The organism is Cellulosimicrobium cellulans (genome assembly GCF_042723955.1).
GTDB classification, from domain to species: domain Bacteria; phylum Actinomycetota; class Actinomycetes; order Actinomycetales; family Cellulomonadaceae; genus Cellulosimicrobium; species Cellulosimicrobium cellulans_H.
In genome coordinates, this window is the sequence record NZ_JBHXIC010000002.1 from 78,211 (window position 1) to 104,201 (window position 25,991).

General features: G+C 74.0%; 21 protein-coding genes, 1 pseudogene and 1 riboswitch. Of the genes and pseudogenes, 12 read left to right on the plus strand and 10 right to left on the minus strand.

From position 1 onward, the window contains the following. Both ACFWH7_RS01125 and ACFWH7_RS01130 read right to left on the minus strand, forming a co-directional pair. A pseudogene (locus ACFWH7_RS01125) lies at positions 1-346 on the minus strand (hypothetical protein); the annotation flags it as partial. A 72-nt stretch (positions 347-418) separates the two neighbouring features. Next, positions 419-3,172, minus strand: a complete 2,754-nt coding sequence (locus ACFWH7_RS01130) for a hypothetical protein (protein WP_378214634.1) — start codon at positions 3,170-3,172, stop codon at positions 419-421. A gap of 197 nt (positions 3,173-3,369) precedes the next feature. Here ACFWH7_RS01130 and ACFWH7_RS01135 point away from each other — a divergent pair, with 197 nt between their 5' ends. From ACFWH7_RS01135 to ACFWH7_RS01150, 4 genes are read left to right on the plus strand one after another with little or no spacing between them, the layout of a single operon-like run. Next, entirely contained in the window at positions 3,370-5,667 is a 2,298-nt protein-coding gene (locus tag ACFWH7_RS01135; RefSeq protein ID WP_378214635.1) for a carbon starvation CstA family protein, read from the plus strand. After that, on the plus strand, positions 5,664-5,897 hold the full coding sequence (locus ACFWH7_RS01140; RefSeq protein ID WP_378214636.1) for a YbdD/YjiX family protein: 234 nt from the start codon (positions 5,664-5,666) through the stop codon (positions 5,895-5,897). The genes ACFWH7_RS01135 and ACFWH7_RS01140 overlap by 4 nt, the downstream gene beginning before the upstream one ends. An 18-nt stretch (positions 5,898-5,915) precedes the next feature. After that, positions 5,916-6,377 carry a hypothetical protein gene (locus tag ACFWH7_RS01145; RefSeq protein ID WP_378214637.1) on the plus strand — a complete coding sequence of 154 codons (462 nt, stop codon included), beginning with the start codon at positions 5,916-5,918 and terminating at the stop codon, positions 6,375-6,377. A gap of 5 nt (positions 6,378-6,382) precedes the next feature. Beyond that, positions 6,383-7,045 carry a hypothetical protein gene (locus ACFWH7_RS01150; RefSeq protein WP_378214638.1) on the plus strand — a complete coding sequence of 221 codons (663 nt, stop codon included), beginning with the start codon at positions 6,383-6,385 and terminating at the stop codon, positions 7,043-7,045. Positions 7,046-7,084: 39 nt separating this feature from the next. On the opposite strand, the gene ACFWH7_RS01155 is transcribed toward ACFWH7_RS01150, so the two are convergent. Both ACFWH7_RS01155 and ACFWH7_RS01160 read right to left on the minus strand, forming a co-directional pair. Then, the gene (locus ACFWH7_RS01155; protein ID WP_378214639.1) at positions 7,085-7,903 is read right to left on the minus strand and encodes a siderophore-interacting protein; all 819 of its coding nucleotides are present in this window, start codon (positions 7,901-7,903) and stop codon (positions 7,085-7,087) included. Between the two features lie 94 nt (positions 7,904-7,997). Beyond that, a complete protein-coding gene (locus ACFWH7_RS01160; protein ID WP_378214640.1) occupies positions 7,998-8,963 on the minus strand; it encodes an ABC transporter substrate-binding protein in 966 nt (321 codons plus the stop codon). An 86-nt stretch (positions 8,964-9,049) separates the two neighbouring features. On the opposite strand from ACFWH7_RS01160, the gene ACFWH7_RS01165 reads away from it, so the two are divergent. From ACFWH7_RS01165 to ACFWH7_RS01180, 4 genes are all read left to right on the plus strand, one after another. After that, on the plus strand, positions 9,050-10,243 hold the full coding sequence (locus ACFWH7_RS01165; protein WP_378214641.1) for a sensor histidine kinase: 1,194 nt from the start codon (positions 9,050-9,052) through the stop codon (positions 10,241-10,243). Continuing rightward, positions 10,240-11,106, plus strand: a complete 867-nt coding sequence (locus tag ACFWH7_RS01170; protein WP_378214642.1) for a LytR/AlgR family response regulator transcription factor — start codon at positions 10,240-10,242, stop codon at positions 11,104-11,106. The genes ACFWH7_RS01165 and ACFWH7_RS01170 overlap by 4 nt, the downstream gene beginning before the upstream one ends. A gap of 248 nt (positions 11,107-11,354) precedes the next feature. Continuing rightward, entirely contained in the window at positions 11,355-11,678 is a 324-nt protein-coding gene (locus ACFWH7_RS01175) for a heavy metal transporter (protein ID WP_378214643.1), read from the plus strand. Beyond that, on the plus strand, positions 11,675-13,198 hold the full coding sequence (locus ACFWH7_RS01180; protein ID WP_378214644.1) for a sodium/solute symporter: 1,524 nt from the start codon (positions 11,675-11,677) through the stop codon (positions 13,196-13,198). The genes ACFWH7_RS01175 and ACFWH7_RS01180 overlap by 4 nt, the downstream gene beginning before the upstream one ends. Positions 13,199-13,207: 9 nt before the next feature. On the opposite strand, the gene ACFWH7_RS01185 is transcribed toward ACFWH7_RS01180, so the two are convergent. Beyond that, positions 13,208-13,471: a hypothetical protein gene (locus tag ACFWH7_RS01185; RefSeq protein ID WP_378214645.1), complete on the minus strand. Its 264-nt coding sequence runs from the start codon at positions 13,469-13,471 to the stop codon at positions 13,208-13,210. A gap of 135 nt (positions 13,472-13,606) precedes the next feature. Next, positions 13,607-13,709, plus strand: a riboswitch (SAM riboswitch). A gap of 163 nt (positions 13,710-13,872) precedes the next feature. Here ACFWH7_RS01185 and ACFWH7_RS01190 point away from each other — a divergent pair. Together ACFWH7_RS01190 and metE are read left to right on the plus strand one after the other, a co-directional pair. Further along, positions 13,873-14,868: a methylenetetrahydrofolate reductase gene (locus ACFWH7_RS01190; RefSeq protein ID WP_378214680.1), complete on the plus strand. Its 996-nt coding sequence runs from the start codon at positions 13,873-13,875 to the stop codon at positions 14,866-14,868. Between the two features lie 32 nt (positions 14,869-14,900). Next, a complete protein-coding gene (gene metE / locus ACFWH7_RS01195) occupies positions 14,901-17,399 on the plus strand; it encodes a 5-methyltetrahydropteroyltriglutamate--homocysteine S-methyltransferase (RefSeq protein ID WP_378214646.1) in 2,499 nt (832 codons plus the stop codon). Positions 17,400-17,456: 57 nt separating this feature from the next. Here the strand turns inward: metE and ACFWH7_RS01200 are convergent, their stop codons facing one another. After that, entirely contained in the window at positions 17,457-17,708 is a 252-nt protein-coding gene (locus ACFWH7_RS01200) for a hypothetical protein (protein WP_378214647.1), read from the minus strand. A 54-nt stretch (positions 17,709-17,762) separates the two neighbouring features. Beyond that, positions 17,763-18,011, minus strand: coding sequence for a DUF2630 family protein (locus tag ACFWH7_RS01205; protein ID WP_378214648.1), 249 nt, complete (start codon positions 18,009-18,011; stop codon positions 17,763-17,765). A 103-nt stretch (positions 18,012-18,114) separates the two neighbouring features. Here ACFWH7_RS01205 and ACFWH7_RS01210 point away from each other — a divergent pair, with 103 nt between their 5' ends. After that, positions 18,115-18,513, plus strand: coding sequence for a VOC family protein (locus ACFWH7_RS01210; RefSeq protein WP_378214649.1), 399 nt, complete (start codon positions 18,115-18,117; stop codon positions 18,511-18,513). Positions 18,514-18,516: 3 nt separating this feature from the next. Here ACFWH7_RS01210 and atpC read toward each other — a convergent pair whose 3' ends face one another. Next, positions 18,517-18,831 carry an ATP synthase F1 subunit epsilon gene (gene atpC / locus ACFWH7_RS01215; RefSeq protein ID WP_378214650.1) on the minus strand — a complete coding sequence of 105 codons (315 nt, stop codon included), beginning with the start codon at positions 18,829-18,831 and terminating at the stop codon, positions 18,517-18,519. A 686-nt stretch (positions 18,832-19,517) separates the two neighbouring features. On the opposite strand from atpC, the gene ACFWH7_RS01220 reads away from it, so the two are divergent. After that, entirely contained in the window at positions 19,518-20,024 is a 507-nt protein-coding gene (locus ACFWH7_RS01220) for an FBP domain-containing protein (RefSeq protein WP_378214651.1), read from the plus strand. A 54-nt stretch (positions 20,025-20,078) separates the two neighbouring features. On the opposite strand, the gene ACFWH7_RS01225 is transcribed toward ACFWH7_RS01220, so the two are convergent. Both ACFWH7_RS01225 and ACFWH7_RS01230 read right to left on the minus strand, forming a co-directional pair. Then, positions 20,079-22,367, minus strand: coding sequence for an MMPL family transporter (locus ACFWH7_RS01225; RefSeq protein WP_378214652.1), 2,289 nt, complete (start codon positions 22,365-22,367; stop codon positions 20,079-20,081). A gap of 265 nt (positions 22,368-22,632) precedes the next feature. Further along, a complete protein-coding gene (locus ACFWH7_RS01230) occupies positions 22,633-25,956 on the minus strand; it encodes a 3-keto-alpha-glucoside-1,2-lyase-like domain-containing protein (protein ID WP_378214653.1) in 3,324 nt (1,107 codons plus the stop codon). Between the last annotated feature and the right edge of the window lie 35 nt (positions 25,957-25,991).

The following is a 25,991-nucleotide window of genomic DNA, read 5'->3' on the forward strand; positions in this document are numbered from 1 at the left end:
GCCACCGCGCGTCCCGCCCGCGCGCGCCCCCCCCCCCACTCTTCCCCCCCGCGCGCCGGCGGCGGGGGCCGGCGCGGGGGCGCCCCCCCCCCCCCCCCCAGGCCTCGATCCGCTGCGTCGAGGCGCGCGAGAAGGCGATCGACATCTCGCCGCCCCACTTGCTCGACTCGAACCCGCTCCACGCCGTGAGCACCGCGGTCACGGCGAGCAGGACCACGGTGACGGTCTCGCGCCACGACCGTCCCGCGTGCTCGTCGCGCTCGGCCGTCTCACCCGGCTCGGTCCTCTCGACCGGCCCGGTCTCGGTCTGCTCCGTCTGCTCGACCCGCTCGCCCTCGTCGGCCACGGCAGGACAGTAGCCCGGAGGCACGCGCACCGCGCGGCGAGCCTCGGCCGCGCCGGCGCCGCGCCGACCCGTTCACCCGCGTCGGCGCCGGACGCCGAGCAGCGTCCCGCCGACGGCGAGCGCCACCGCGGCCAGGGCGAGCAGCACGACGACGTCGGTCCCGGTCGCGGCGAGGTCGTCGCCGGGCGTCGCTCCTGGTGTCGCCGTGCCGTCCGGCTCCGGGACGTCCGACGTCGGCCCGTCGGTGGGCGGTGCCGTCGGCTCGGTCGGGGTCGGGCTCGGGCCCGGGGTGGGCGGGTCGAGCACCGCGTTCACGACCGTGCACTCGACGTCGGCGCCGTCCTGCACCCGCACGGTGTCCGCGTCGACCAGCTCGCCGCCGTCGCACGTCCACTCCTCCTGGGTGTAGTCCCAGTCGCTGCCCGACTCGGTGAGGTCGTACGTCCCGGCGGCCACCGGGACGTCCGTGACGTCCCCGCTCCCGTCGAAGCCCGACAGCGGCGTGGGCCCCGCGGCGGTGAGCTGCCAGTCGTCGGCGGGCGCGACGTCGTCGACGACCTCCTTGTGGAGCGTCAGCGTGCCCGCGAGCCAGTGGTTGGTCACCGTGCACGTCACGTCGTCGCCCGTCTCGACGACGACCGTCGACACGAGCGCGTCACCGAGCCCGCGCGTCTGCACGACGCGCGCGCCGTCGCAGACCCAGCGCAAGGCGGTCCAGCCGTCGGGACCGCCGGTCTCGCCGAGCGCGTACCGCCCCGGCCCGACGGCGACGTGCGAGACGTCGGCGGAGCCCGTGACGCCCGCGATCTCCTGCCCCTCGCCCGTGGCGGTCAGGGTCCAGTCGGTCGCGACGGCGTCGCCCGTGTAGCCGCGGTCGTCGAGCTCCTTGACGAGCGTGAGGTGGGGCAGCCGCGCACGGTTCGTCACCACGCACGTGGCCTCGTCGCCGGGACCGAGCGTGACCGTCGAGCCCGCGAGCGTCCCGGCGTCGCACGTCCAGCCCTCGGAGTCGTAACCGCCGTACCCCCCGGACTCCGCCAGCTCGTAGGCTCCGGGCGGGAGCGGCACCGCGGTGACCTCCTCGCTCCCCACCGGCCCGCTCGCGACGTTCTGGCCGCCCACGTCGGTCGCCGTGAGGGTCCAGGCCTCCGGGTCGCCCGACCCGCCGACGACGACCTTCACGAGGGTCAGCATCGACCCGACGTACGTGTTCGTCACGGTGCAGACGACGTCGTCGTCCGGACCGACGAGCACGCTCGACGAGCCGAGCTGGACCCCACCGACGCAGACCCACGCCCCCGGCTCGTACCCCGCGGGCCCGCCGGACTCGGACAGCTCGTGGATCCCCTCGCCCACGTCGACGTGGCTCACGGCCGCGCCGCCCGAGGGCCCGGAGATCGTCCCGGTCGTCCCGTCGGCCTGTGGACCCGACGCGGACAGCGTCCAGTCCTCCGGGGCCGCCGGGCCGCCGTCGACCACCTTGACGAGCGTGAGCCGCGAGGGCAGCGGCGTGTTGACGATCGTGCACGTGACGTCCGCGCCCGGGTCGACCGTCACGACGGCCCCGGTCACCGTGCCGCCGTCGCACGCCCAGTCCCCCGCGGTGAACCCGGACCAGCCGTCCTCCGCGAGCGTGTAGTCGCCCGCGGGCACCGGGACGTCCGTGACCTCCGCGGTCCCGGACCGGCCCACGACCTCGGCGTCGGACCCCGTCGCGCTCAGCGTCCAGTCGACGGGGCGGGCGAGGGTCTCGCCCGCGAGCTCCTTGACGAGCGTGAGGGTGCCGCCGGCCCACGTGTTCGTGGCCGTGCAGACGACGTCGTCGCCCTCCGCGACCGTCACGGCGCCGTCCGAGCCGTCGCCCGACGTGGCGCCCGTGCACGACCACGCGCCGTCGTACCCGGCCGGGCCGTCCTCGCTGAGGGTGTACCTCCCGGGACTCACCTCGGCCGCGGTGATCGCCGCGTCCCCCGTGGTCCCGGTGAGCGTCGTCGCGCCGTTCTCCGCCGTGAGCGTCCAGTCCCCGGCCGCGGCCGGACCGCCGACGACCTCCTTGACGAGCGTCAGGGTCGGCACGGTCGGCACCACCGGCGCGACGTTGGTGACGACGCACGTCACCGAGTCGGCGAGGTCGATCGTCACGGTGCTGCCGACGACCTCCGCGCCCTCGCACACCCACCCCTCGGCGCGGTAGCCGTCGGGGCCGCCCTCCTCGGAGAGGGTGTACTGCCCGATGCGGACCGTCTGGTTCGTCACCGCGTCGGACCCGGACGGCCCGCCGATCGACGACGGTCCCTGCGCGCGCAGCGTCCAGTCCTCGGGCGACGCCGTGCCCCCGACCACCGCCTTGACGAGCGTGAGCGTCGGGGAGATCGCCTCGTTGTCCACCGTGCACGTGAGCGTCCCGCCGGGCGGGACGACGACGTCGGGCGTGGGGTCGAGGATGTCCTCCCCGCCGCAGTTCCAGTTCTGGAACCGGAAGCCCGCGACGCCGCCCGTCTCCCAGATCCGGTACGTACCCGCGGGGACCTCGAGGGACTGGACGCCGTTGAGCCCGTCGCCCTCGATGACCGCGCCGGTCTCGACGTTGCGCGCGTGCATCGTCCACAGCTCGCGCCGCCCTTCCGACGAGCCCGTGTCCAGGTTCTCGATGCGCTTGAAGAGCGAGAGCCGCCCGGTCTCGACCTGCGCGGAGGCGGGCAGGGCACCGGCGGCACCGAGCGCGAGCACGGTGCCGAGGGCGAGCACGAGCGCGACGACCGCCGCGAGCGCCGCGGCGGGCCTGGAGATACGCAGCGACGTGCGGGGTGACGAGGGGGACGGCATCGGCACAGGCACCTCCGGTAGGGACGGATCGAACGTAACGCCCGGCTCCCGGGGGCGCGCGGGGACCGCCGTTCGTCGCACGCGGGCCACCGTTCGTCGCACACCACGACCGCCCGTCGACGTGACCTGGATCACCCCCTCGCGGCCTCCCTAGCCTTCCGTGGTCGGACGCAACGACGCGACCCTGGAGAGGCTCGATGACGACAGACACCCGCGCGGCGCGGAACGCCGCCCCCGACGAGCCGGAGATCGTGCCGGACCCGTCGCTGCCCCCCACCGCAGTGCCCGACTCCGTCCCCGGAGCGCAGACGCGGACCCGCTGGACGCCGCAGAAGATCGCCCTCTGGGTCGCGATCTCGCTGCTCGGTGGCGTCGCGTGGGTCGTGCTCGCGGTGGTCCGCGGCGAGACGGTCAACGCGATCTGGTTCGTGTTCGCAGCCGTCTGCACCTACCTCATCGGGTACCGCTTCTACTCCAAGGTCATCGAGCGCTTCATCACGCGCCCCGACGACCGGCGGGCGACCCCCGCCGAGGTGCGCGAGGACGGCAAGGACTACGTCCCGACCGACCGCCACGTGCTGTTCGGCCACCACTTCGCCGCGATCGCCGGCGCGGGCCCGCTCGTCGGCCCGGTGCTCGCCGCGCAGATGGGCTACCTGCCCGGCACCATCTGGATCATCGTCGGCGTCGTGCTCGCCGGCGCGGTGCAGGACTACCTCGTCCTGTTCTTCTCGATGCGCCGCGGCGGGCGGACCATCGGCCAGATGGCGCGCCAGGAGCTGGGCCGCGTGGGGGGCACCGCCGCGATCGTCGCGTCGCTGCTCATCATGATCATCATCGTCGCGATCCTCGCCCTGGTGGTCGTCAACGCGCTCGGCGAGAGCCCGTGGGGCGTCTTCTCCGTCTCGATGACGATCCCCATCGCGCTCTTCATGGGCGTGTACCTGCGCTACCTCCGCCCGGGCAAGATCACCGAGGTCTCGGTCATCGGCTTCGTCCTGCTGCTCGCCGCGATCATCGGCGGCGGCTGGATCGCCGACACCGCCTGGGGCGCCGACCTCTTCACCCTCGACCGCACGACCATCGCCGTGGGCGTGATCGTCTACGGCTTCGTCGCCGCCGTCCTGCCCGTGTGGCTCCTGCTCGCCCCGCGCGACTACCTGTCGACGTTCATGAAGGTCGGCGTCATCGTCGTCCTCGCCGTCGCGGTGATCGTCGTGCGGCCGGAGATCACCGTCCCCGCGATCAGCGAGTTCGCGAGCGGCGAGACCGGCCCGGTCGTGTCCGGAGCCCTCTGGCCCTTCCTGTTCGTGACGATCGCGTGCGGTGCCTTGTCCGGGTTCCACGCCCTCATCGCGTCGGGCACGACGCCCAAGCTCGTCGAGAAGGAGCGCCAGACGCGATTCATCGGCTACGGCGGCATGCTCATGGAGTCGTTCGTGGCGATCATGGCGCTCGTCGCCGCGATCTCGATCGACCGCGGGATCTACTTCGCGATGAACTCCTCGGCGGCCGCCACGGGCGGCACCGTCGAGGGCGCGGTCGCGTTCGTCAACGGGCTCGGCCTCATGGGCGTGAACCTCACGCCGGACATGCTCACCTGGACGGCGGAGGCGGTGGGTGAGCCGTCGATCGTGTCCCGCACGGGTGGCGCCCCGACGCTCGCCCTGGGCCTCGCGCACATCATGCAGCAGCTCGTGGGCGGCACCGCGATGATGGGCTTCTGGTACCACTTCGCGATCATGTTCGAGGCGCTGTTCATCCTCACCGCCGTGGACGCCGGCACGCGCGTCGCGCGGTTCATGCTCCAGGACACGATCGGCAACGTGGCGCCGAAGTTCCGGGACGTGACGTGGCGGCCGGGCGTGTGGTTGTGCACCGCGATCATGGTCGCCGGGTGGGGCAGCATCCTCTACCTCGGCGTCACCGACCCGCTCGGTGGCATCAACACGTTCTTCCCGCTGTTCGGCATCGCGAACCAGCTCCTCGCGGCCATCGCGCTCGCCGTCGTGCTGGCGATCGTCGCCAAGCGCGGACGCAGCTACCAGCGCTGGCTGTGGATCGTCGCGGTGCCGCTCGCGTTCACCGCGGTCATCACCATCTGGGCGTCGATCGAGAAGATCTTCTCCCCGGTCCCCGCGGTCGGGTACTGGGCCAACCACAACGCCTTCAAGGACGCGCTCGCCGCCGGCGAGACGTCGTTCGGCACGGCCGGCTCGGTCGAGGCCATGGAGGCGGTCGTCCGCAACACGTTCGTCCAGGGCACGCTCTCGATCGTGTTCGTCGTGCTCGCGATCGTCGTCATCGTCGCCTCGGTCCTCGTGACCGCGAAGGCGCTGCGCGTCGGCGGCGGCACGAACCACGAGGACCCGCCCGTGGCGTCGCGCCGCTTCGCGCCGGCCGACCTGTTCGCGACGAAGGCCGAGAAGGAGATCCAGAAGAAGTGGGCGGCGCTGCCGCCCGAGAAGCGTCCTGCCGCGACGGGGCACCGGTGACGGTGCGGCAGGGCTCGCAGGGTCCCGCCACGACGGTCCGCGCGACCGTCGTGGCGGGGCTCCGCGCCGTCCGCTGGTACGTGCGGCAGGTCATGGGCGACGACGCGTACGCGACCTACGCCGCGCACCAGCGCGCGGTGCACCCGGGCGGTGTCGTGATGACCGAGCGCGAGTTCTGGCGCATGCGCCACGCCGAGCAGGACGCCAACCCGGGCTCGCGCTGCTGCTGACGGCCTAGGCTCGGCGCCGTGCTGCGCGTCCCCCTCGACCTGCTCCTGCCGCGCGTCTCGACCGCTGACGTCCGGCGCCGCGTCGCGGAGCTGCCCCGCCGCGGGCAGGAGGTCCGGGTCCGCGTGCGCGGCGACGTGCTGGTCGCGCGCCGCTGGGCCAGCGGTGCGCACGCGAGCGGTCACAGCGTGCTGCGGGCCCGTCTCACGGAGGAGCGCGACGGCGTCCGGGTGCGCGGGGCGGTCGCGCCGAGCGGGCTGGACCTCCTCCTGGTCGCGATCTGGCTCGCCGCGGCGGTCGGGCTCGGGACGCTCGGCGCCGTCTTCCAGAGCGGGGTCGCGTGGTGCGTCGCGCTCCTCCCGCTCGCGTTCGGGGCCGTCTTCGCCGCCTGGCTCCCCGGAGCCGCGCGGGCCGGTCACGACGTCCTCCTCCCGACGCTCGCCGGCCTCGGCGAGAGACCCGTCCCGGAAGGGCTACGGTGACGGGCGTGGCTGACGCGACGACGACCGGACGTGGGACGTTCCCGCCCATGATCGAGCTGGCCATGAGCGACGCCGCGAAGCGTCAGGTGCTGCGCTCCAACATGACGCTGATCTCGATCCTCGCGCCGCTCGTGGGCCTCGCTCAGCTCCCCGCGGCGATCACGGGCGGGAACCTGGCGCTCGCCGTCGGGTTCCTCGTCTTCGCGCTGTCCATGATCCCGCTGACGTACGCGATCGGACGACGCATGGTCGACCGCGCGCGGATCGTCCTGGGTGACGGGACGTACACCGTGCACGGGTGGGGCAGAGCCAAGCGCTTCACGGTCGCGGACGTCGACCGCGTCGTCACCGTGGACCGCATGGCGTTCGGGATGACCGGGGCGACGCACCACCTCATCGTCCTCGGCCCGACGAAGCGGCTGCTCCTGCTCGTCGGGCAGATGTGGGACCGCGACCAGCTCTCGGCCGTCGCGCTCGACCTCGCGCGCCGCGGCGTCCCGCTCACGCCCTGGCACCAGCCGGTCACTCCAGCCCAGCTCCGCGCGTTCGACCGGCGGCTCGTGCCCTGGCCGCAGGCGCACCCGGTCGCCCTCGGCCTGCTCGTCGGGCTCGGCACGCTCCTCGTCCTCATGGTGCTGTTCGTCGTCCTGGTCGCGATCCTCGTCTGAGCGTCGCGAGGGCGCGCCCCCGGAGGAGACGAGCGGTCCTCAGGCTCGCGCCGCGCCGCCGTCCGGCTCCGGCCGACGCCGGGCCCGGTCGTGCCAGTAGCCCTGCGCGTGCACGCGCGACCTCTCGATCCCCGCCGCGACGAGCTCGGCGCGCACCCGCGCGACGGTGGCGCTCTCCGTCGCGCACCACGCGTAGAAGCCGTGGCCCGCCTCGGCCGCGGACCGGCCGTGCTCCGCGGCCCAGGCCCGGACCGCGCCCATCACGGCCCGCTCGCCCCCACGGCGACGCCGGGGCACGTGCTCGACACGCACGGTCCCGCGCACGTCCCCCACCGGGGCGTCCGCGGGGTCGTCCGCCTCGACGAGCGCGTGCACCCGCACGCCCGGGCGCAGGCTCGCGAGGATGCCGCGCACCGCGGGCGCCGAGGTCTCGTCACCGACGAGCAGCACGTGCACGACGTCGGGCCCCGGGTCCCACTGGGTGCCGTGGTCGGTCACGCCGAACCGCGCGTGCGGGGCCGACAGCAGCACGCGGTCGCCGGGAGCCGCGCGGCGAGCCCACGCGCTCGCCGGTCCCGCGGGCTCGTGCAGGTACAGGTCGAGGTCCACCTCGGCGTCCTGCGGCCGCACGGCCACGGGCGTGTACGAGCGCATCACCGGTCGCACGTCGTCGTCGAGCGCGGACCACTCGCGCCGCCACGCGCTCTCGTCCGCGAGCCCCGCACGCCGGGCGAGCTCGTCCGCCCCCGGCCCGGGGAGCAGGATCTTCACGCGCTGGTCGAGGCCGACGTCGGCGCACCCGGCCAGGTCGGGCCCGGCGAGGGTCACGCGCACGAGGCGCGGACCGACGTCGTGCACGCACGCGACCGTCGCCCGGAAGAGCACGTTCGGCGACCGGTGGAACCGGCACCCCGTCGTGCCCACGGCCGGGGACGCGGGCCCGGCCGGCCGGTCAGGACCCGGCACGGTCCTGCAGGAACTGCTCGACGTCGTCGAGGACGGCCTGGCCACCGAGCGGGCCGACGCCGCTGATCCAGTACGACTGGTCGACGACGCGCACGTCAGGGAACGACCCCGCGTTGAGCGGGATCTCGGCCGGGACCGCGGCCGGGTCGGCCGGGTCGGCGGCCGAGACGAGGACGAGGTCGGCGGCGGCCTCGGTCACGCGCTCGGGCGACAGGTCGACGGAGATGTCCTCGCCCCAGTCCTGCTCCGGCGTCGTGAACCCGACGCACTCGAGCGTGCTCCCCGCGAACGACCGCGGGCCGTAGGCGGACACGATGCCGTCGCGCGGGCGCAGGAGCTGCGCGGTCCCGGAGACGTCGTAGTCCTCCTGGAGCTGCGCGCACCGCTCGTCGTAGGCGGTCAGCAGGGCCTGGGCGTCGGTCTCGCGGCCCAGCGCGCGGCCCACGAGCAGCACGTTCTCCTGCCACGGGTCGGTCTGCGTCGCCATGAACACCGTCGGCGCGATGCCCGCGAGCTGGTCGTAGAGGTCTGCGTGGCGCGACTCCGTGCCGAGGATGAGGTCCGGCTCGAGCGCGGCGATGGCCTCGAGGCTCGGCTCGGGCACCGTGCCCACGACCTCGATCGCCTGCGCGTCCTCTCCGAGGTAGCCCGGCACGCCGGCCTCGACGCTCAGCACGGCGGCGCCGACCGGCACGACGCCGAGCGCGACCGCGGTGTCCGTCTCCACGGGCTCGAGCGTCACGACGCGCTGCGGCGCCGCCGCGAGCTCGGCGGTCCCGCGCGCGTGCTCGACGGCGTACCCGGCAGCGGGAGCGTCCTCCGTCACGGTCGGCGCGGGCTCCGCCGGGCCGGACGAGCAGGCGGCGAGCAGGGCGGAGGCGAGCACGAGCGCACCGGCGAGGGCGCCGCGGCGCACGCGGAGGCTGGACGATGCGGTCCGGAAGATCGGCACAGGGGTTCCTTCAACGTGAGTAGGTTTGCCTCACCTTACCCGTCGGTGGAGGCGGGAGACGACGTGACGCTGGTTACGATCGCTGCATGTCCGGGCCCGTGTTCGCCGGCGCCGTCGCCGGTCTCGTCGTCGGCGCCCTGCTCACCCTCGGGCTCGTGCTCGCGTGGCGGCTCGCGCGGGGGTCGCGCGAGCTCGGGAGCGACTCGGACCGCGCCACGTTCCGCACCCTGCACCTCGCGTCGCGCGCCGCGACGCACCTGCGCGGCGGGCTCGACGGCGACGACGTCGGCCGCGCGGCCCGCTCGCTGCGCCAGCTCCTCGGCGCGGACGCGCTCGCCGTGGTCACCGCCGAGGGCGCGGTCGCGCTCGACGGCAGCACGACCCTTGAGCCCGACGCGCGGCGTGTCGCCGAGCGCGTGCTCGCCACCGGTCGGCGGCACGTCGAGAGCGGGGCCGCCGGGCACGAGGGCGGCGACGTCGCGGACGCCGTCGGGGCCCCGGTCGTCGCGGGCGGGCGCGTCGCGGGCGTCGTCGTCGCGTTCGCGGGCACGGTCCGCCCGCCGCTCGTGCGCGCGACGGGCGAGGTCGCGCAGTGGTGCTCGGCCCAGCTCGAGCTCGGTGAGCTGGAGGCGTCGCGCACCGCGCTCGCGCAGGCCGAGCTGCGCGCGCTGCGCGCCCAGATCAGCCCGCACTTCGTCTACAACGCGCTCGGCGCCATCGCGTCGTTCATCAGCACGGACCCGGAGCGGGCGCGCGACCTCGTGCTCGACTTCGCCGACTTCACGCGCTACTCGTTCCGCGGCCGCGGCGACTTCACGACCCTCGCGGACGAGCTGCGCTCCATCCACTCCTACGTCGAGCTCGAGCGCGCCCGGTTCGGCGAGCGCCTCGCCGTGACCCTGCAGATCGCGCCCGAGTCGCTGACGACCGTCATCCCCTTCCTGTCGGTGCAGCCGCTCGTCGAGAACGCGGTCCGGCACGGGCTGGAGCCCAGGGAGCGCGGCGGCACGATCGTCATCACCGCGCGCGACGAGGGCACCCAGACGGAGATCACGGTCGAGGACGACGGCGTCGGCATGGACCCCGCCGTCGTGCGCGAGCTCCTCACGTCCCGCGGGAGCGAGCACGTGGGCCTGCGCAACGTCGACCGACGTGTGCGCCAGCTCTACGGCGACGACCACGCGCTCGACATCGAGACCGCGCCCGGCTCCGGCACGCTCGTGCGCCTGCGCGTGCCGCGGTCCCAGCCCTTGCACGAGACGGAGGTGAGCGTGCCGTGACCGGCACCGACCCGGCCCCCGGCCCGGCGCCCGAGGACCCGGCCGCCGTCGGGCTCGACGTGCTCGTCGCCGACGACGAGCGGCCCGTGCTCGACGAGCTCGTCGCCCTGCTGCGGCGCGACCCGCGCGTACGGACCGTGCTCGGCGTCGCGACGGGATCGGAGGCGCTGCGCGAGCTCTCCTCGCGCACGGTCGACGCGGCGTTCCTCGACATCCACATGCCCGGGCTGACCGGCCTCGACCTCGCCCGCGCGCTGTCGCGGTTCACCGACCGCCCCGCGGTCGTGTTCGTCACCGCCGACGAGGCCCGCGCGCTCGAGGCGTTCGACGTCGAGGCGGTCGACTACGTGCTCAAGCCCGTGCGCCGCGAGCGCCTGACGCGCGCCGTCGACCGGGTCGTGGAGCGTGTCGCGGACCGCGCGGGCCGCGTCGGCGGGCTGGGCGTCGTGCCCGACGCCGGATCGCCGCCCGCGAGCGCCGCTCCCCCTGCCGCAGGGTCCGGCGCGCCGCGCGAGGCGCCGGAGGACGAGACGCTCGTCGTGACGGTCGGGACGACGACGCGCCTCGTCCGCCGCGGCGCGGTGCGGTGGGTCCAGGCGCAGGGCGACTACTCGCGGCTCGTGACGGACACCGAGCAGTTCCTCGTGCGCGAGCCCTTGTCCGACCTGGAGGAGCGGTGGGCCCCGGCCGGGTTCCTGCGCGTCCACCGGTCGTACCTCGTGGACCGCGCGGCCGTGACCGCGGCGCGGTTCGGGGGCGCACAGCCCGCGCTCGTCGTCGCGGGCCACGAGGTCCCGGTGAGCCGCCGGATGGTCCCGGCGGTGCGGGAGGCGCTGCTCGGCCCGCACCGGGGGCCGTCGTGAGCGGCCCCGACCCGTCGTCGGACCCGTTCTCGACCGCCGACGGGCGCGCTCCCGGTCGAGAGCCGCACCCCGAGGTGCGCTCCCCGGCCCGGGGTGCAGCACCCGGCGGACGCAGACCCGAGCGCGTGCGCGTCCGGTCGACCGATCACCCGCCTGTCGCCGGACCCGCGCCCGGCGTCCCGGCGGGCGGACCGCCGTCGGGCACGTCCGCGGCCACCCCGCGTCGTCCCGAGGATCCGGACGACGACGTGGCCCACTACACGCGCGGTCTCGTCCGGGCGCAGCTCCGGCTCGGGCTCGCCTGCGTGGTCTCGTTCCTCGCGGTCGTCGCGCTGCTCACGGTGACGATGAGCGCGGTGCCCGCGCTGGACGCCGTGGTGATCCTCGGCGTCCCGCTCCCCTGGCTCGTGCACGCGTACGGCTTCTACCCCGTGATCGTCGCGTTCGCGGTCGTGTTCGCCGTCGCGGCGGCGCGCAACGAGCGCCGGTACCGCGCCCTCGCCGAGGGATCGGCCGGGCCCGCCGAGGCCAGCCCGGACGAGGCGGTCCCCGACGAGGCGGGCGCCCCGTGAGCGCGCTGCCCCTCGTCGCGATCGGGCTGCTCCTGCTCGCGACCGGCCTCATCGGGTTCTACGGCCTGCGCATCTCCCGCACCACGAGCGACTTCTTCGTCGCGTCGCGCACGGTGCGGCCCGTGTGGAACGCGTCGGCGATCAGCGGCGAGTACCTCTCCGCGGGCACGTTCCTCGGCCTCTCGGGGCTCGTGCTGCTCTCCGGCGCCGAGGCGTTCTGGTTCCCCGTCGGGTACGCCGCGGGCTACCTGCTCGTCCTGCTGTTCGTCGCCGGCCCGCTGCGCCGCAGCGGCGCCTACACGATCCCCGACTTCGTCCACGCCCGGCTCGACTCCGTCGTCGCGCGCCGCGTCACGAGCGTCCTCGTGCTCGTCATCGGGTGGCTCTACGTGGTGCCGCAGCTCCACGGCGCGGCGCTCGTCATCACGAGCGTCGCGCCCGTCCCGCCGTGGGTCGGGTCGGTGGGGATCGCGGTCGTCGTGAGCGCGGTCGTCGCGGCGGGCGGCATGCGCTCCATCACGTTCGTCCAGGCGTTCCAGTTCTGGGTCAAGCTCACGGCCCTCGCGCTGCCCCTCGTGTTCGTGCTCATGGCGCTCGGCGGGGCGTTCGAGCCCGGCGGCGCGATCGTCACGTTCGACCCCGCCTCCGTGTTCCCCCACGACGCCGGGCCTGGCGGGCTCGACGCGTACGCGACCGTCTCGCTCCTGCTCGCGCTCCTGCTCGGCACGACCGGCCTGCCGCACGTCCTCGTGCGCTTCTACACCTCGCCCGACGGCGGCTCGGCCCGTCGCACGACCGTCGTCGTGCTCGTGATGATCAGCGTGTTCTACATGGTGTCGAGCACGCTCGGGCTCGTCGCGCGGGTCGTCGCGCCCGACCTCGCGGCGCCCGGCGTCGCGGACACCGTGGTCCTCACCCTGCCGACCCGCCTCGTGCCCGGGCTCGGGGGCGAGCTGCTCGCGGCCCTCGTCGTCGCCGGGGCGTTCGCCGCGTTCCTCGGCACGTCGTCGGGGCTCGTCGTGGCGCTCGCGGGCGTCGTGAGCCAGGACCTGTTCGGCGGGACCGTGCGGTCGTTCCGGTGGTCTGCGGTCGCGTGCACGCTCATCCCGCTCGCCTTCGCGCTCGTCACGATCCCCCAGGGCCTCGTGACGAGCGTCGGGACGGTGTTCGTGTTCGCCGCCTCCGCGCTGTCCCCCGTGATCCTGCTCGGCGTGTGGTGGCGCCGCCTCACCGCGCGCGGCGCGGTGGCGGGGATGGTCGTGGGGTCCGTCCTGTGCGCGACGGCGCTGCTCGCCTCGGCCGCGCTCGCCGCCGCGGGGTACGGGAGCGGTCCGTCCGAGGAGACGGCCGACGGCGTCCCCGGCGTGGTGCGTGCCCTGCTCGCCCAGCCCGCGGCCTGGACCATCCCGCTCGCGACCGCGACCGTCGTCGTCGTGTCGCTGCGCGACCGCCACGGCCCGCCGCTGCGCACCGACCGGTTCCTGCGGCGCCTGCACGTCCCGGAGCTCCGGCGCCGGTGAGGACCCCGGTCAGATCCAGCGCGCGCCGATCTCGTCGTGGAGCTGCTGCGTCTTCTGGACGCGCAGGATGCCGTCCTCGACCCCGGCCACCAGGCCGACCTCCCGCGCGATCGCGACGATCGCGTCGCGCTCCTCGGGGTGGTCGTCGGCGTCGCCGCCGTCCCAGAGCTCGAGCCACTGGTCGGTGGGGTCGTCGCTGCCGCAGTCGGCCCACACCCGGCAGATCCGGTCGAGCTCGTCCTGCGTCATCGGGCGGGTCGGGGTCGCGTACACGGTGGGCTCCTGTGCTCGGGTCGGTCGACGGGTCGCGACTCACCCTAGAGGGGGTCACGCGAGATCACCCCCGGTCGGGACGTCTCACCTGGCGGGCGCCCTCGACCGCATGCCGGATGGGCCGTAGGATCGTGTCAACCATCCAGAGCGGTCGAGAGTCCTGGCTCGACGACACCGCAGCAACCCGCCGACGGAAGCCTCCCGAGGACAAAGGTGCTAACGCCAGGGTCGATGGAGCGACTAATGGTCTCAGAGGCATCCTTCGCGCACCGTCCGGGCAGCACGTGCCCGACGGCGGTCGCGCCCGCACGCACCGCCGGTGAGGCGACGTCGTGAGCGTCGCGGACGCCGTCGGGCAGGCCCACGGCGGGGCGGCACGGCCGACGGTCTCGTTCGAGCTCATGCCCCCGCGGCGGCCGGACGCGGCGCCCAAGTTCTGGGAGACGGCGCGCCGTCTCGTCGCGACGCACCCCGACTTCGTCTCCGTGACGTACGGCGCGGCGGGCACCGACCGCGCGACCGCGCGCCAGGTCGTCGGCCGCCTGCTCCAGGGCACGCCCGTCCTGCCGATCGCCCACCTCACGTGCGTCGGGGCGTCGCGCGAGGACGTCGAGGAGGTCATCTCCGACTTCCTCGACGAGGGCGTGCGGAGCTTCCTCGCGCTGCGGGGCGACCCGCCGCGCGACCAGCCGGACTGGCAGCCCGCGCCCGACGGCGTCCGGTCGTCGACCGAGCTCGTCGCGCTCCTGCGCGAGGTCGAGGCGTCGCGCTGCGCGTCCGACCCCGCCGCGGCGCTGCGCGGCGCGGCCCGCCCGCTGACCATCGCCGTCGCGACGTTCTGCGACGGCAACCCCGCGGCGGGCACGACGCGCACCCAGGAGGTGCGTCGCCTGTGGCAGAAGCAGCAGGCCGGCGCGAGCTTCGCCATCACGCAGCTCTTCTACGACGCGTCGTCGTACACCGACTTCGTCGCCGAGGCCCGCGCGGCCGGCGTGACGATCCCCATCCTCGCCGGGCTGCTGCCCACGACGGAGCCCGCGCGGCTCCGCCGCGTCGAGGAGCTCACGGGCGTGCGCGCGCCCCAGCACCTGCTGGACGCGCTCGACGCCCTGCCCGACCCGGAGGCGCAGCACGCCTACGGGATCGCGTACACGGTGGACGTCGCGCAGCGCGTCCTCGACGCGGGTGCGCCCGGTCTGCACGTGTACACGTTCAACAAGCACCGCGCCGCTCTTGACCTGCTCGAGGGTGTCCACCTCGGCGGCGGGTCGGCCGGGACGGGAGGCAGCACCAGCGCTGCCGCCGCCCCGCTCGTCCCGGACCTGGCCAGCGGGCCGTGGGTCACCGGCACCTCCCTGCCCACGACGAGCGCCGCCACGTACGGCACGCCCGTCTGACCGGTCCTCCGGACCAGCAAGAGGTTTCGATCATGGCCACTTCCGTACCCTCCCCTACCCAGAACCCGGTCGCTCCTCCCGTCGACACCGCATTTCCCGCGGGGACCGTGCTCGGCTACCCGCGCATCGGGCGCCGCCGCGAGCTCAAGAAGGCCGTCGAGGCGTTCTGGGCCGGCACGACGTCGGCCGACGAGCTCGAGGCCACGGCCCGCGAGCTGCGCCTCGCGACCGTGCGCCGCCTCGTCGACCTCGGGCTCGGCGCCGACGACGCGTCCGTCCCCGGCTCGTTCTCCTACTACGACCAGGTGCTCGACGTCGCCGCCTCGCTCGGGGCTGTCCCGTCGCGGTTCGCGTCGCTCACCGACGACGCCGGCCGCCTCGACCTCGCGGGCTACTTCACCGTGGCGCGCGGCAAGGGCGACGACGCCCCGCTCGAGATGACCAAGTGGTTCGACACGAACTACCACTACCTCGTGCCCGAGATCGGCCCGGACACCCCGATCCGGTTCGTCGACGACCGCGTCGTGCGCGAGTTCGTCGAGGCCAAGGAGGCGGGCGTCGTGACGCGGCCCGTCGTCGTCGGGCCGGTGACGTTCCTCGCGCTGTCCAAGGCCGCGGACGACGCCCCTGCCGGGTACTCGCCGCTCGACCGCCTCGACGACGTCGTCGCCGCCTACGCCGACCTGCTGCGCGCGCTCGCCGCCGCAGGGGCACCGTGGGTCCAGCTCGACGAGCCGATCCTCGTCACCGACCCTGCGAACTCCGAGGAGCTCACCGAAGCGGTCGAGAGGGCGTACCGCGCGCTCGCGACGGACCTCGACACCGTGCCGAACCCGGGTCTGGACGTCAGCCAGACCTCGGGATCGCGTGAAACCCGGGTTTCAGCATCGGACGTGCGGCCCGCGATCCTCGTCGCCGCGCCGTACGGTCGGCTCGAGACCTCGCCCGGACCCGACGGCCGGTACCACGACTTCCTGGCCGTTCTCTCGCACACCGACGTCGAAGCGATCGCGCTCGACGGCGTCGCGGCCGACCTCCCCGACGGGTTGCCCCTGGGGCTCGAGACCAAGACGCTCGTCCTCGGCGTCATCGACGGGCACAACGTGTGGCGGGCCGACCTGGCCGCGAAGCTCGACCTGGTCGAGGCGTACCGGCCCGGGACGGATCTCGGCGCGGTCGCCGTCGGCACGTCGACGTCGCTGCTGCACGTGCCGCACGACGTGGAGGACGAGACGTTCGCCGAGCCCGGCACGGCATCGGGCACGACGCTCGACCCGCGCCTGCGCGACTGGCTCGCGTTCGCGGACCAGAAGGTCGGCGAGGTCGCGACGCTCGCCCGCGCGCTCACCGAGGGGCGTGAGGCCGTCGCGGCGGAGGTCGAGGCGTCCCGCGCGGCGGTGGCGTCGCGTGCGGCGGCGAGCGGCGTCGTCGTGCCCGCGGTGCGCGAGCGGGCCGCGGCGCTGACCGACGCGGACTTCGCGCGCGGCGACTACGCCGAGCGCGCGGCCGCGCAGCTGGAGCGCCTGAACCTGCCGCCGCTGCCCACGACGACGATCGGCTCGTTCCCGCAGACGCCGGAGATCCGCCGCGCCCGCGCGCTGTGGACCAAGGGCGAGCTCTCGGACGCGGACTACACGACCGCGATGCGCGAGGAGATCGCGCGCGTCGTCGCGCTCCAGGAGGAGCTCGGCCTCGACGTGCTCGTCCACGGCGAGCCGGAGCGCAACGACATGGTGCAGTACTTCGCGGAGCACCTCGACGGCTTCGCGGTCACCGCGAACGGCTGGGTGCAGTCGTACGGGTCGCGCTGCGTGCGCCCGCCGATCCTGTGGGGCGACGTCACGCGGCCCGCGCCGATCACGGTCGAGTGGTCCGCGTACACGGCGTCGCTCACCGAGAAGCCGGTCAAGGGCATGCTCACCGGGCCGGTGACGATCCTCGCGTGGTCGTTCGTGCGCGACGACCAGCCGCTCGGCGACACGGCGAACCAGGTGGGCCTCGCGCTGCGCGACGAGATCGCGGACCTGGAGGCCGCGGGCATCGGGATCGTGCAGGTCGACGAGCCTGCGCTGCGCGAGCTCCTGCCGCTGCGCAAGGCCGACCAGCCCGCGTACCTCGACTGGTCGGTCGGCTCGTTCCGCCTCGCGACGTCGGGCGTGGAGGCGGCGACGCAGATCCACACGCACCTGTGCTACTCGGAGTTCGGCGAGGTCATCGGCGCGATCGACGGCCTCGACGCCGACGTGACGTCGGTCGAGGCGGCGCGCTCGCGCATGGAGATCGTCCCGGAGCTGCGCGACGCCGGGTACGCGCGCGGCATCGGGCCGGGCGTCTACGACATCCACAGCCCGCGCGTGCCCTCGACTGAGGAGGTCACCGAGCTGCTGGAGCTCGCCGTGAAGTCGATCGACCCGCGCGTCGTCTGGGTCAACCCGGACTGCGGGCTGAAGACCCGCCGCTACGAGGAGACCGTGCCGTCGCTCGAGCACCTCGTCACGGCGGCGAAGGCCGTGCGGGCCACGCTCGGCTGACCCCCGGACACGCCGGAGGCCGGGTCCCGTCGGGACCCGGCCACCCCGTCGCGCGGGTCAGCGCGCCGGCGGTAGCGCCACCCCCACAGGGGGGGGGGCCGCGAGGGGGGTGGGGGGGCGGGGCCCGCCCGAGAGCCACACGCCGCCGTCGACGCCGGACATGCCCGACCCCATGAGAACGAGGCCGCCGACGAACAGGGCGAACGAGACGACGAACCGCGCCAGCGCGCCAGCGTGCCCGGGGATGTCGCGGCCTTCCGTCCCGGTGGGGAGGGGGCTGTCGGCCGCCTGCTCGCTGGTCGTGGTCATGGCGTTCTCCTTCTGAGGTCGGTGCGGGGGCCCGGACGTCGTCGTCGGCGACGATCAGTCCAGGTAGTTCTCCACCGTACCGGGGTCGCGCACGGTCGCCGCATCCGGGTCGCTCCCGAACTCGCGCGCCGCGTCGCGCTGGCGCAGCAGGTCCCAGCACTGGTCGAGCTCGACCTCGATCGCGCGGAGCCGCTCGTGCTCCTGGCCCCCGGTGATCTCCCCCTGCGCGAACTGCTCGCGGAGCTCGCGCTCCTGCGCCACGAGGTCGCTGATCGTCCTGCGGATGCCGCCGTCGGTCGCCATGGATCCCACGGTATGCCCGACGGCGCAGATGCGCCCGGGAGGTCTGGTCGGGCGGGCGGGGGCGGTCGCGCACTGCATCGGCGGCACGGCCTAGGCTCGCCGCATGACGACGACGATCGGCCGCACGGTCCTGCTCTGCCGTGACCTCGACGCGAGCGCCGCGTTCTGGGCGGACGGGTTCGGGTTCGGCACGCTGTTCCGCGGCGAGACCGAGGGGTTCCCGCTGCTGCACGTCGGCCCCGGCCGTGTCGACGAGCCCGGTCTGTGGCTCGTCCCGCTCCCCGACGGCGGCGCGCCCCTCGTGCGCCACGGGCTGCCGAACCTCGTGCTCTACGTCGACGACCTCGATGCGACTCTCGCCCGGCTCGCCGCCGCGGGGGTCGAGCCGTTCGTCGGCCCCGACGCCGACGCCGAGTCCGGGGACCGGTACGCCCACGTCAACGACCCCGACGGGCACCGGATCGTCGTCGTGCAGCTCGGTCCGGTGGCCGACCCCTCCTAAGGGCTACCTGGCCTGCACCCAGATCGCGTCGTCGGCGAGGATCGTCACCTCGTCGTCGTCGACCACGAGGAAACCGCCGGTGATGCGCAGCTCCGCCGTCGGACGGTCGGGCGTGCGCAGCCGCACGCGCCCGGCCTTCAGGGTCGCCGCGACGGGCTGGTGCCGCGCGAGGATGCCCAGGGTGCCGGACACCGACGGCACCGTGACGCTGCGCGCCGGGCCCGACCAGAACACGCCGGACGGCACCACCACCTCCACGGACACCAGGCGCTCCTCCACGGCTGCGGCGGTCTGGGACGGTGACGGCGCGACGGGCACGGAGGATCCTCCTCGACGACGGGTGGCGGAGCCTCCGAGTCTCCCGCCCACGGCAGCTTCGGACCCGCCGCCTTTCGTCCCGTCCCCGTCGCCGGAGGTCACCGGGCACGCCGCTCGTACCGAACCCGGGGTCGCTCCCCGCACGGCGCGCACTCTGGGAAGGAACCCCGGGCTCGACGGTCGGGCGGCACCGAGCGACCGCAATCACGTTGACGACGGCCCTGTGCGAGGCGCACCATCGAGGGTGACGGTTGCCGAGGGCAGCCGTTCGTCGTGCCGGACGGGCACGACCAGGGAACAGGTCGCGCCGGACGGCGCACCGCACGGGACGAGGAGACGCGGATGCACGGCACCGCAGGCTGCGAGGTGGCCATGACGGCCTGCTCGGGCGCCCTCCCCTCCCGCACCGTCGCCCGCTGAGACCACCACGCGGACGCCGACCCGACGGTCGGCGTGCCCCGTGAGTGCTGGACATCCGTCGCCGCACGGACGTCAGCACGACAGATACCCAGCACTCAGCGGGTTCCGAGGACGGTGCGGGCATGTCCTCATCCTCGCCCTCCCCGCCTCGACCGAGCGGCGCCGTCGTGCGCCACGGCGACCGCACGTCGTCGTGAACCGACCGCCTGCGCCTCCGCGCGCCGTCGGGCAGGGTGGGACCGTACCGACACGGAAGCCCTGAACCCATGAACCCCCTGACCGAGAAGCAGATCCGCGCGTCGTTCGTCAACGCCTCCAAGCGCGAGGCCGCCCAGGCGACCCTCCCCGACCTCGACACGCTCGACTGGGACCGCCTCGACTACCTCGGGTGGCGCGACCGCAAGGCGCCGCTGCTCGCGTACGCCGTCGTCGAGGTCGACGGCGAGCCGCGCGGCGTCCTGCTGCGCTCGACCGACGCCAAGACGGGCGGGATGCGCAAGCGCGCCGTCTGCGCGTGGTGCGAGGACGTCGTCGTGACGGAGGACGTGAGCCTCTACGTCGCGCGCCGCGCCGGCGCCGCGGGGCGTCGCGGCAACACCGTCGGCACGCTCATCTGCACCGAGTTCCTGTGCTCGCAGAACGTGCGCCGCGCGCCCACCCGCACCGAGATGGGCGACGACGAGTCGATGCGCGAGGTCTTCGTCGAGCTGCGCGTCGACGGCCTCCGCGAGCGCTCCGCCCGCTTCGTCACCGAGGTCATGCGCGACGCCTGACGGACCACGCCTCGACCTCGGCCTACCAGAGCTCTACCTCGATGGACCGGGGTTCTACCTCGGCGGAGCGGAGGGTGAGCCGGACGCCGAGGGCGAGGGCGGAGCGGGGGTGGGGCGGGTCGTGGCGGGTCTGGCGGGAGCCGCGGGGGACGAGCGGCGGATGGTAGACCCGCCCCGCCCCGGCGTAGCCGTCGCCCGGACGGAACGCTCAGAACCGTCCGCGCCACCGCCCGGCCACCAGTTCCACCGCCCGAGGAGCGTCATCGTCGCGGGGAGCAGGAGCCCACGCACGACGGTCACGTCGAGCAGCACGGCGACGGCCATGCCGACGCCGACCTCCTTCATCGCGACGAGCTCGCCCGCCGCGAAGCCGAGGAACACGATGCCGATGGCGACGGCCGCCGTCGTGACGACCGGGCCGGTCGCGGTGATGCCGCGGAGCACGGCCCGGTCGTTGGCGACGCGCGGGTCCTCGCCGGGCGTGCGGGCGCGCCACTCCTCGGAGGTGCGCGCGAGGAGGAACACCTCGTAGTCGGTCGACAGGCCGAACACGAGCATGCCGATGAGCAGCGGCGTCGTGACGTCGAGCGCACCCCACGGCTCGAACCCGAGCAGCGAGGCGCCGACGCCGTGCTGGAACACGGAGACGAGCACGCCGAGCGTCGCGGCGAGCGTGAGCAGGTTGAGCACGAGCGCCTTGAGCGGCACGACGAGCGAGCCGGTGAGCAGGAAGAGGAGCACGAACGTCGCGAGCACGACGACGCCCGCGGCGAGCGGGAGGCGCTGCGCGAGGTGCTCCTGGGTGTCGACGACCTCGGCGGCCGGCCCGGCGACGTGCACGTCGAGGTCGCCGGTGTCGATCGCGCGGATCACGCGCAGCAGGTCTTGGGCCTCGGCGGCGGTCGCGTCGCCGCCCTCGCCGACGTCGGGGGTGACGTCGACGACGAGGACCTCGGGCGGGTAGTCGGTGTCCTGCATCGCGTCGTCGACGCCGGGCAGGGCCGCGACGCGGTCGAGGTAGGCGGAGGCGGCCTCGTCGCCGCGCGGCGCCTCGACGAGCACGGTGATCGGGGTGACGCCGAGGTCGGCGAAGCGCGAGGTGGACGCGTCGGCGGCGAGCCGCGCCTCGGCGTCGGCGGGCAGGGAGTGGACCTCGGAGCTGCCGAGCGTCATCGAGCCGAGCGGGGCGGCGAGCGCGAGGAGGAGGGCCGTCGCGCCGAGCGTGACGAGCACGGCGTGGCGCTGCGCGGTGCGTGCGAGGCGGCCGAGCGTGCCGGCGCCGCCGCGCCCGGTCCACGGGTGGGACCACGTCCGCGCGCCCGGCGCGGGGATGGCGCGGTGCCACGTGGCGACGAGCGCGGGCACGAGCGTGAGCCCGGCGGCGGTCGCGACGAGCACGACGACGGCACCGCCGACGGCCATGCCGGAGAGCAACGAGTCGCCGAGCAGGAGCAGGCCGGTGAGGGCGATCGCGACGGCGAGGCCGGACGCGAGCACGGCGCGCCCCGCGGTCGCGAGCGTGCGACCGACGAGCTCGTCGAGCGGGAGGCCCGGGTTCTCGGCGCGCTCCTCGCGGAAGCGCGCCAGGACGAGCAAGGAGTAGTCGACGGTGAGCCCGAGGCCGAGCAGCGTCACGACGTTCACGGCGAACTCGTTGACGGGCACGATCCCCAGCAGGCCGCTGAGCACGAGCAGCGCGACCGCGATGGCGGCGAGCGCGGACAGCAGCGGCACCAGGCCCGCGCGCAGGCCACCGAGGACGACGACGAGCACGACCAGCAGGACGGCGATCGCCACGCCCTCGCCCACGGCGGCGTCGGTGATCGCCTGGTCGACGAACGCCTCCTCGGCGAGGAGTGCGCCACCGACGAGGACCTCGGGGGTGTCGACGGTGTGGAGGGCGTCGGCGACCTGGTGCGCGAGGGTCAGCGCCTCGTCGTCGGACAGCGCGGGGTCGAGCTCGACGATCACGAGGGAGCCCTGACCGTCGTCGGCGATGAGGCCACCGCCCGTGTAGGCGTCGAACAGCTCGACGACGCCCGGCATCGCGCGGATGTCGTGCATCACCTCGCTCGCCTGGGCGATCAGCTCCGTGGAGAAGTAGTCGCGCCCGGACAGGACGGCGACGACGGTCTCGCCCTCGGGCTTGAGCTCGTCGAGGCGCTCGGCCGCCAGGGCGGAGGCGCTGCCCGGCGGTGCGGGCTCGACGTCGGTGGTCTTGTCGAAGACGGCGCCGCCGAGCACCGCGCCGACGACGAGGAGGACGGCCCAGACGCCGAGGACGACGGCGCGGCGGCGCGCGGCGAACCGTCCGGTCCGGTGCAGGAGGCGTCCGAGCGCCATGGGCTGTCCTCCTCGTCGAGGGACGTCGTGCGGAGAGAGTCGTGCGGGGTCGTGCTGGCGAGGCCACGAGGCCGTGGGCTGAGGTGAGCACCCTACGCGAGGGTGGGAGCGCCGTCGGACCACGCTCCGCCCGTGCGAGGGGGCGCCTCGGGAGACCGAGGTGGAGAAGGGGTGAGACGGGACGGGCGGGGACGGCTCGTGCTGCCGCCCCCGCCCGGTCCGTCCCGGGGCGGACGGCTCACGCCGCCCGCCCCGGGGTCTCAGCTCAGCCGCAGCTCGCGGCCTCGTAGGCGACGTCCGCCTGGAACGTCAGGTCGCCGCCGGTCGCGGACACCTGGGCGGTACCCGCCTCGACCGAGGTCGAGCGCGACGCGAACGACTGGTACGCGGAGGCACCCGGCTGGACGCCGGTCACCGTCTTCGTGCCGAAGGGCGTCGTCAGCGTGATGTCGGCCGGCACCGTGTCGTCGTTCGTGGCACGGACCGCGACGTAGACCTTGCCCGCCATGCAGCGGGTCTGGACCGTCGTCGAGATCGCGAGCTCCTCGACCGGCTCGTCGGTCAGCTCCTTGAACCGGATGTTCCGGTAGTTGACCATCTCGCCGCTGCCGTGGTTCTGGATGCCGACGAAGCTGTTCACGAGGCGTGCCGGGTCGGTGCTCGTGAAGTCGTTGACGAGCACGTCGTTGAGGTAGATGCGGATGCGGTCTCCCTCGACCCGGATGTCGTACGCGTTCCACTGCCCGACCGGCTTGAGGGCGGCGTCGCGGGCTGCCTCGTCGGCGCCCTGGAACGTGTAGACCGCGCCGGTGGTGCGGTCGTCGGCGTCCGTCGCGTCGATCTGGATCTCGTAGCCCTTGTTGACGGCCACCCACGGGTCGTCGCCCGGGTTCGGGAACCCGACGAACACGCCGCCGTTGTCGTCCTTCGTGAGCTTCCAGTCCAGCTTCAGGCTGTAGTTCTCGCCGAGCTCCTGGTCGTACCAGAGCAGGCCCATGCCACCCGCACCGCGGATCGAGCAGTCCTCCTGGCGGCCGAAGCCACCCGGACCGGCCATGCGCCAGCCCTCCTGGAGGCTGGCGAGGGTGCCGTCGTAGATCGCGGTGTAGCCGTCCTCGACCTCGCCCGGGGAGCAGATGTCCGGGTTCTCGCCGATCGACAGGACGTCGATGTTGATGTTGCCCTCGTCACCGGCCTCGTACGCGAGCGTGATGGTGTTCGTGCCGGCCTGGAGCTGGAGGTCGCGCGTCTGCACGCCCCAGTCCTTCCAGCTTCCCGTGGTGGGGAAGTTCCACTGGCCCAGGTCCTGGCCGTTCACGTGGAGCGAGACGTTCTTCGCCCGCAGCGACGTGTACGGGTGGATGCCGTTGGCGTAGCGCACGTTGACCGGGTAGGTGCCCGCCTCGGGGACGGTCACGGAGAACGTGCGGCCGGCGCCGACGTTCGTCATGCCCGCGGCGAAGCCCGAACCGGAGTAGTTGCTGTGGTCCGAGCCGATGCTCGAGCTGCCGAGCGGCTGCGCGAGCTCCGCCTCGTACCAGCCGCGGTCGGCCGGGGCGACGTAGCCGGGGAGCGAGTTGAGCGTGTACCACGCCTCGGTGCTGAGGAGCTCGGTGCCCTCCGCGGACGCGAACGGGCGCGGCGAGCGGATGTAGACGACGTGGCCGGGCTTGAGACCGTCGATCTTCAGCGTGACGGTCGTGCGGTCCTCGGACACGGTGGCGTCGGTGACGAAGAGGGGCTCCTCGTCGACCTTCGGGCCGCCGTACTGCTGCGTCGGCACGTAGCGCCACTGCTTGACCTGGTACGCGTCGGCCAGCTTCTCGACGACCTCGTCGGACACCGGGTCGGTGTACTCGATCTCGAAGCCGCCCTCGACCACGCGCATCTCCTTCATGTCGAAGGAGTCCTCGTTCACGGGGACGAGCTTCTGGAGGCCGTACCGGAGCTTGCCGGACTCGCCCCAGTTGCCGCCTTCACCGGTGCCGCCGGCGTAGAGCGCGCCGTCGGGGCCGTAGATGACGCGGTTCACGCCGACCTCGAGACCCGCGGTGTGGCGGAAGACCGCACCCTGGAACTCGCCGTCGACCTTCTCGAGGAACGCGCGCTGGATGCCGCCGTACGTCACGTCGCCGAGCAGCATCTGGCCGGCGAACTCGCCGTCCTTGACGAGGATCGGGTTGCCCGGGGAGTTCGCGATCTCGTTCTGCGGGAGCCACACGGCCGGCGGGGCGACGGGGTTCGCGTCGAACGGCCCGGCCGGGTTCGTGTAGTGGTTGTAGAACTTGTCCTGCTGGATGTGGATGAGCTTGTTCGACGGGAGCCAGGCGCCCTGGTTGTCCGTCGCGAAGATCTCGTCCTCGGGGCCGAAGCCGATGCCGTTCGGCGTGCGGAGGCCGCCCGCGACGTACGTGACCTCTCCCGTCTCGCGGTCGATCTTGATCGACGTGCCGCGGTTGGCCGCCGGCTGCGGGTTGGTCGTCGCGCCGCCGTTGTTGATGGCCACGGAGAGGTTGACGTAGAAGTAGTCCTCGTCGTGGATCAGGCCGAACGCGAACTCGTGGAAGTTGCCGCCGTCGGGCCACTCCGCGATCTTCGTGTGCGTGTCGTAGAAGCCGTCGCCGTCAGGGTCGGTGAGCTGCGTGAGCTGGTACCGCTCCGAGACGAAGATGGAGTCCTCGACGACCTCGATGCCCATGGGGTTGAGCAGCTCGTCCGCGACCTTCGTCGCCGTGACGTCCTCGGGGCCGTCCGCGTCCACGACGCCGTCGAGGAAGTACACCTCGCCGGACACCGGGTCGGGTCGCCAGCCGCCGGAGCTGACCTCGCCCGTCGTCACGACGGCGAGCTTCTCGTCCGGCGTGAACGCCAGGCCCGAGACCTTGGGCTCGAAGCCCTCGGGGCGCAGGTCGACGAGGTCGTAGTTGGGGTTGACCGTGTCGAGGCGCAGGCCGTCTCCGGCCGTGTCGGTCGCGCCCTCGCAGTACTTGTAGCCGGGCGCGGTCACGCGCACGACGCCCGCCTCGGTGCTGAGCGCCGACGTCGGGATCACCTCGAACGTCGAGCTGCCCGGCGTCTTCCACGCGAGCGTGAGGCGCTGCTTGTCGCTGCCCTCGTAGTAGTCGACCCGCAGGTCGTGCACGCCCGCGGTGAGCGTCGCGCTGCCCTCGACGGAGGTCGAGTCGTTCGGGCCGTCGTTCTCGACGACGAGCTGGCCGTCGATGTAGACGAGCGCTCCGTCGTCGTTGGTCACGCGGAACTGGTACTGGCCGTCGGCGGGGACGTGCAGGTTCGCGCTCACCTGCGAGATGAAGTTGTCCTCCGCGCCGAACTGCTCGGCCGTCGACCAGTCGATGGTCGGCATGAGCTTGTCGACGTTGGGGGTCTGGCCGGACTTCAGGGTGCAGACCGCCCCGGGGTTCTGCGCGAGCTGGAACGTCCGCAGCGTGACGCCGGGCTCCTGCTCGGGGAGGTCTGCCGCGGCGGGGACGGCCCAGCCCGCGACGACCACGGCGCCAAGGGTCAGGGCGGCCGCGCCGCGTCGGTACCTGATCCGGCGGGACACCGGCAGGCTGGTGCGTTCGAGCATCGTTGCTCCCTCATACTCGGTCGGACTTCGAGTCC

Bases quoted from the DNA above. Each gene is read 5' to 3' on its own strand.
- ACFWH7_RS01130 (WP_378214634.1), bottom strand. From the start codon at position 3,172: ATGCCGTCCCCCTCGTCACCCCGCACGTCGCTGCGTATCTCCAGGCCC.
- ACFWH7_RS01135 (WP_378214635.1), top strand. From the start codon at position 3,370: ATGACGACAGACACCCGCGCGGCGCGGAACGCCGCCCCCGACGAGCCG.
- ACFWH7_RS01165 (WP_378214641.1), top strand. From the start codon at position 9,050: ATGTCCGGGCCCGTGTTCGCCGGCGCCGTCGCCGGTCTCGTCGTCGGC.
- ACFWH7_RS01190 (WP_378214680.1), top strand. From the start codon at position 13,873: ATGCCCCCGCGGCGGCCGGACGCGGCGCCCAAGTTCTGGGAGACGGCG.
- metE (WP_378214646.1), top strand. From the start codon at position 14,901: ATGGCCACTTCCGTACCCTCCCCTACCCAGAACCCGGTCGCTCCTCCC.
- ACFWH7_RS01200 (WP_378214647.1), bottom strand. From the start codon at position 17,708: ATGACCACGACCAGCGAGCAGGCGGCCGACAGCCCCCTCCCCACCGGG.
- ACFWH7_RS01205 (WP_378214648.1), bottom strand. From the start codon at position 18,011: ATGGCGACCGACGGCGGCATCCGCAGGACGATCAGCGACCTCGTGGCG.
- ACFWH7_RS01210 (WP_378214649.1), top strand. From the start codon at position 18,115: ATGACGACGACGATCGGCCGCACGGTCCTGCTCTGCCGTGACCTCGAC.
- ACFWH7_RS01220 (WP_378214651.1), top strand. From the start codon at position 19,518: ATGAACCCCCTGACCGAGAAGCAGATCCGCGCGTCGTTCGTCAACGCC.
- ACFWH7_RS01225 (WP_378214652.1), bottom strand. From the start codon at position 22,367: ATGGCGCTCGGACGCCTCCTGCACCGGACCGGACGGTTCGCCGCGCGC.
- ACFWH7_RS01230 (WP_378214653.1), bottom strand. From the start codon at position 25,956: ATGCTCGAACGCACCAGCCTGCCGGTGTCCCGCCGGATCAGGTACCGA.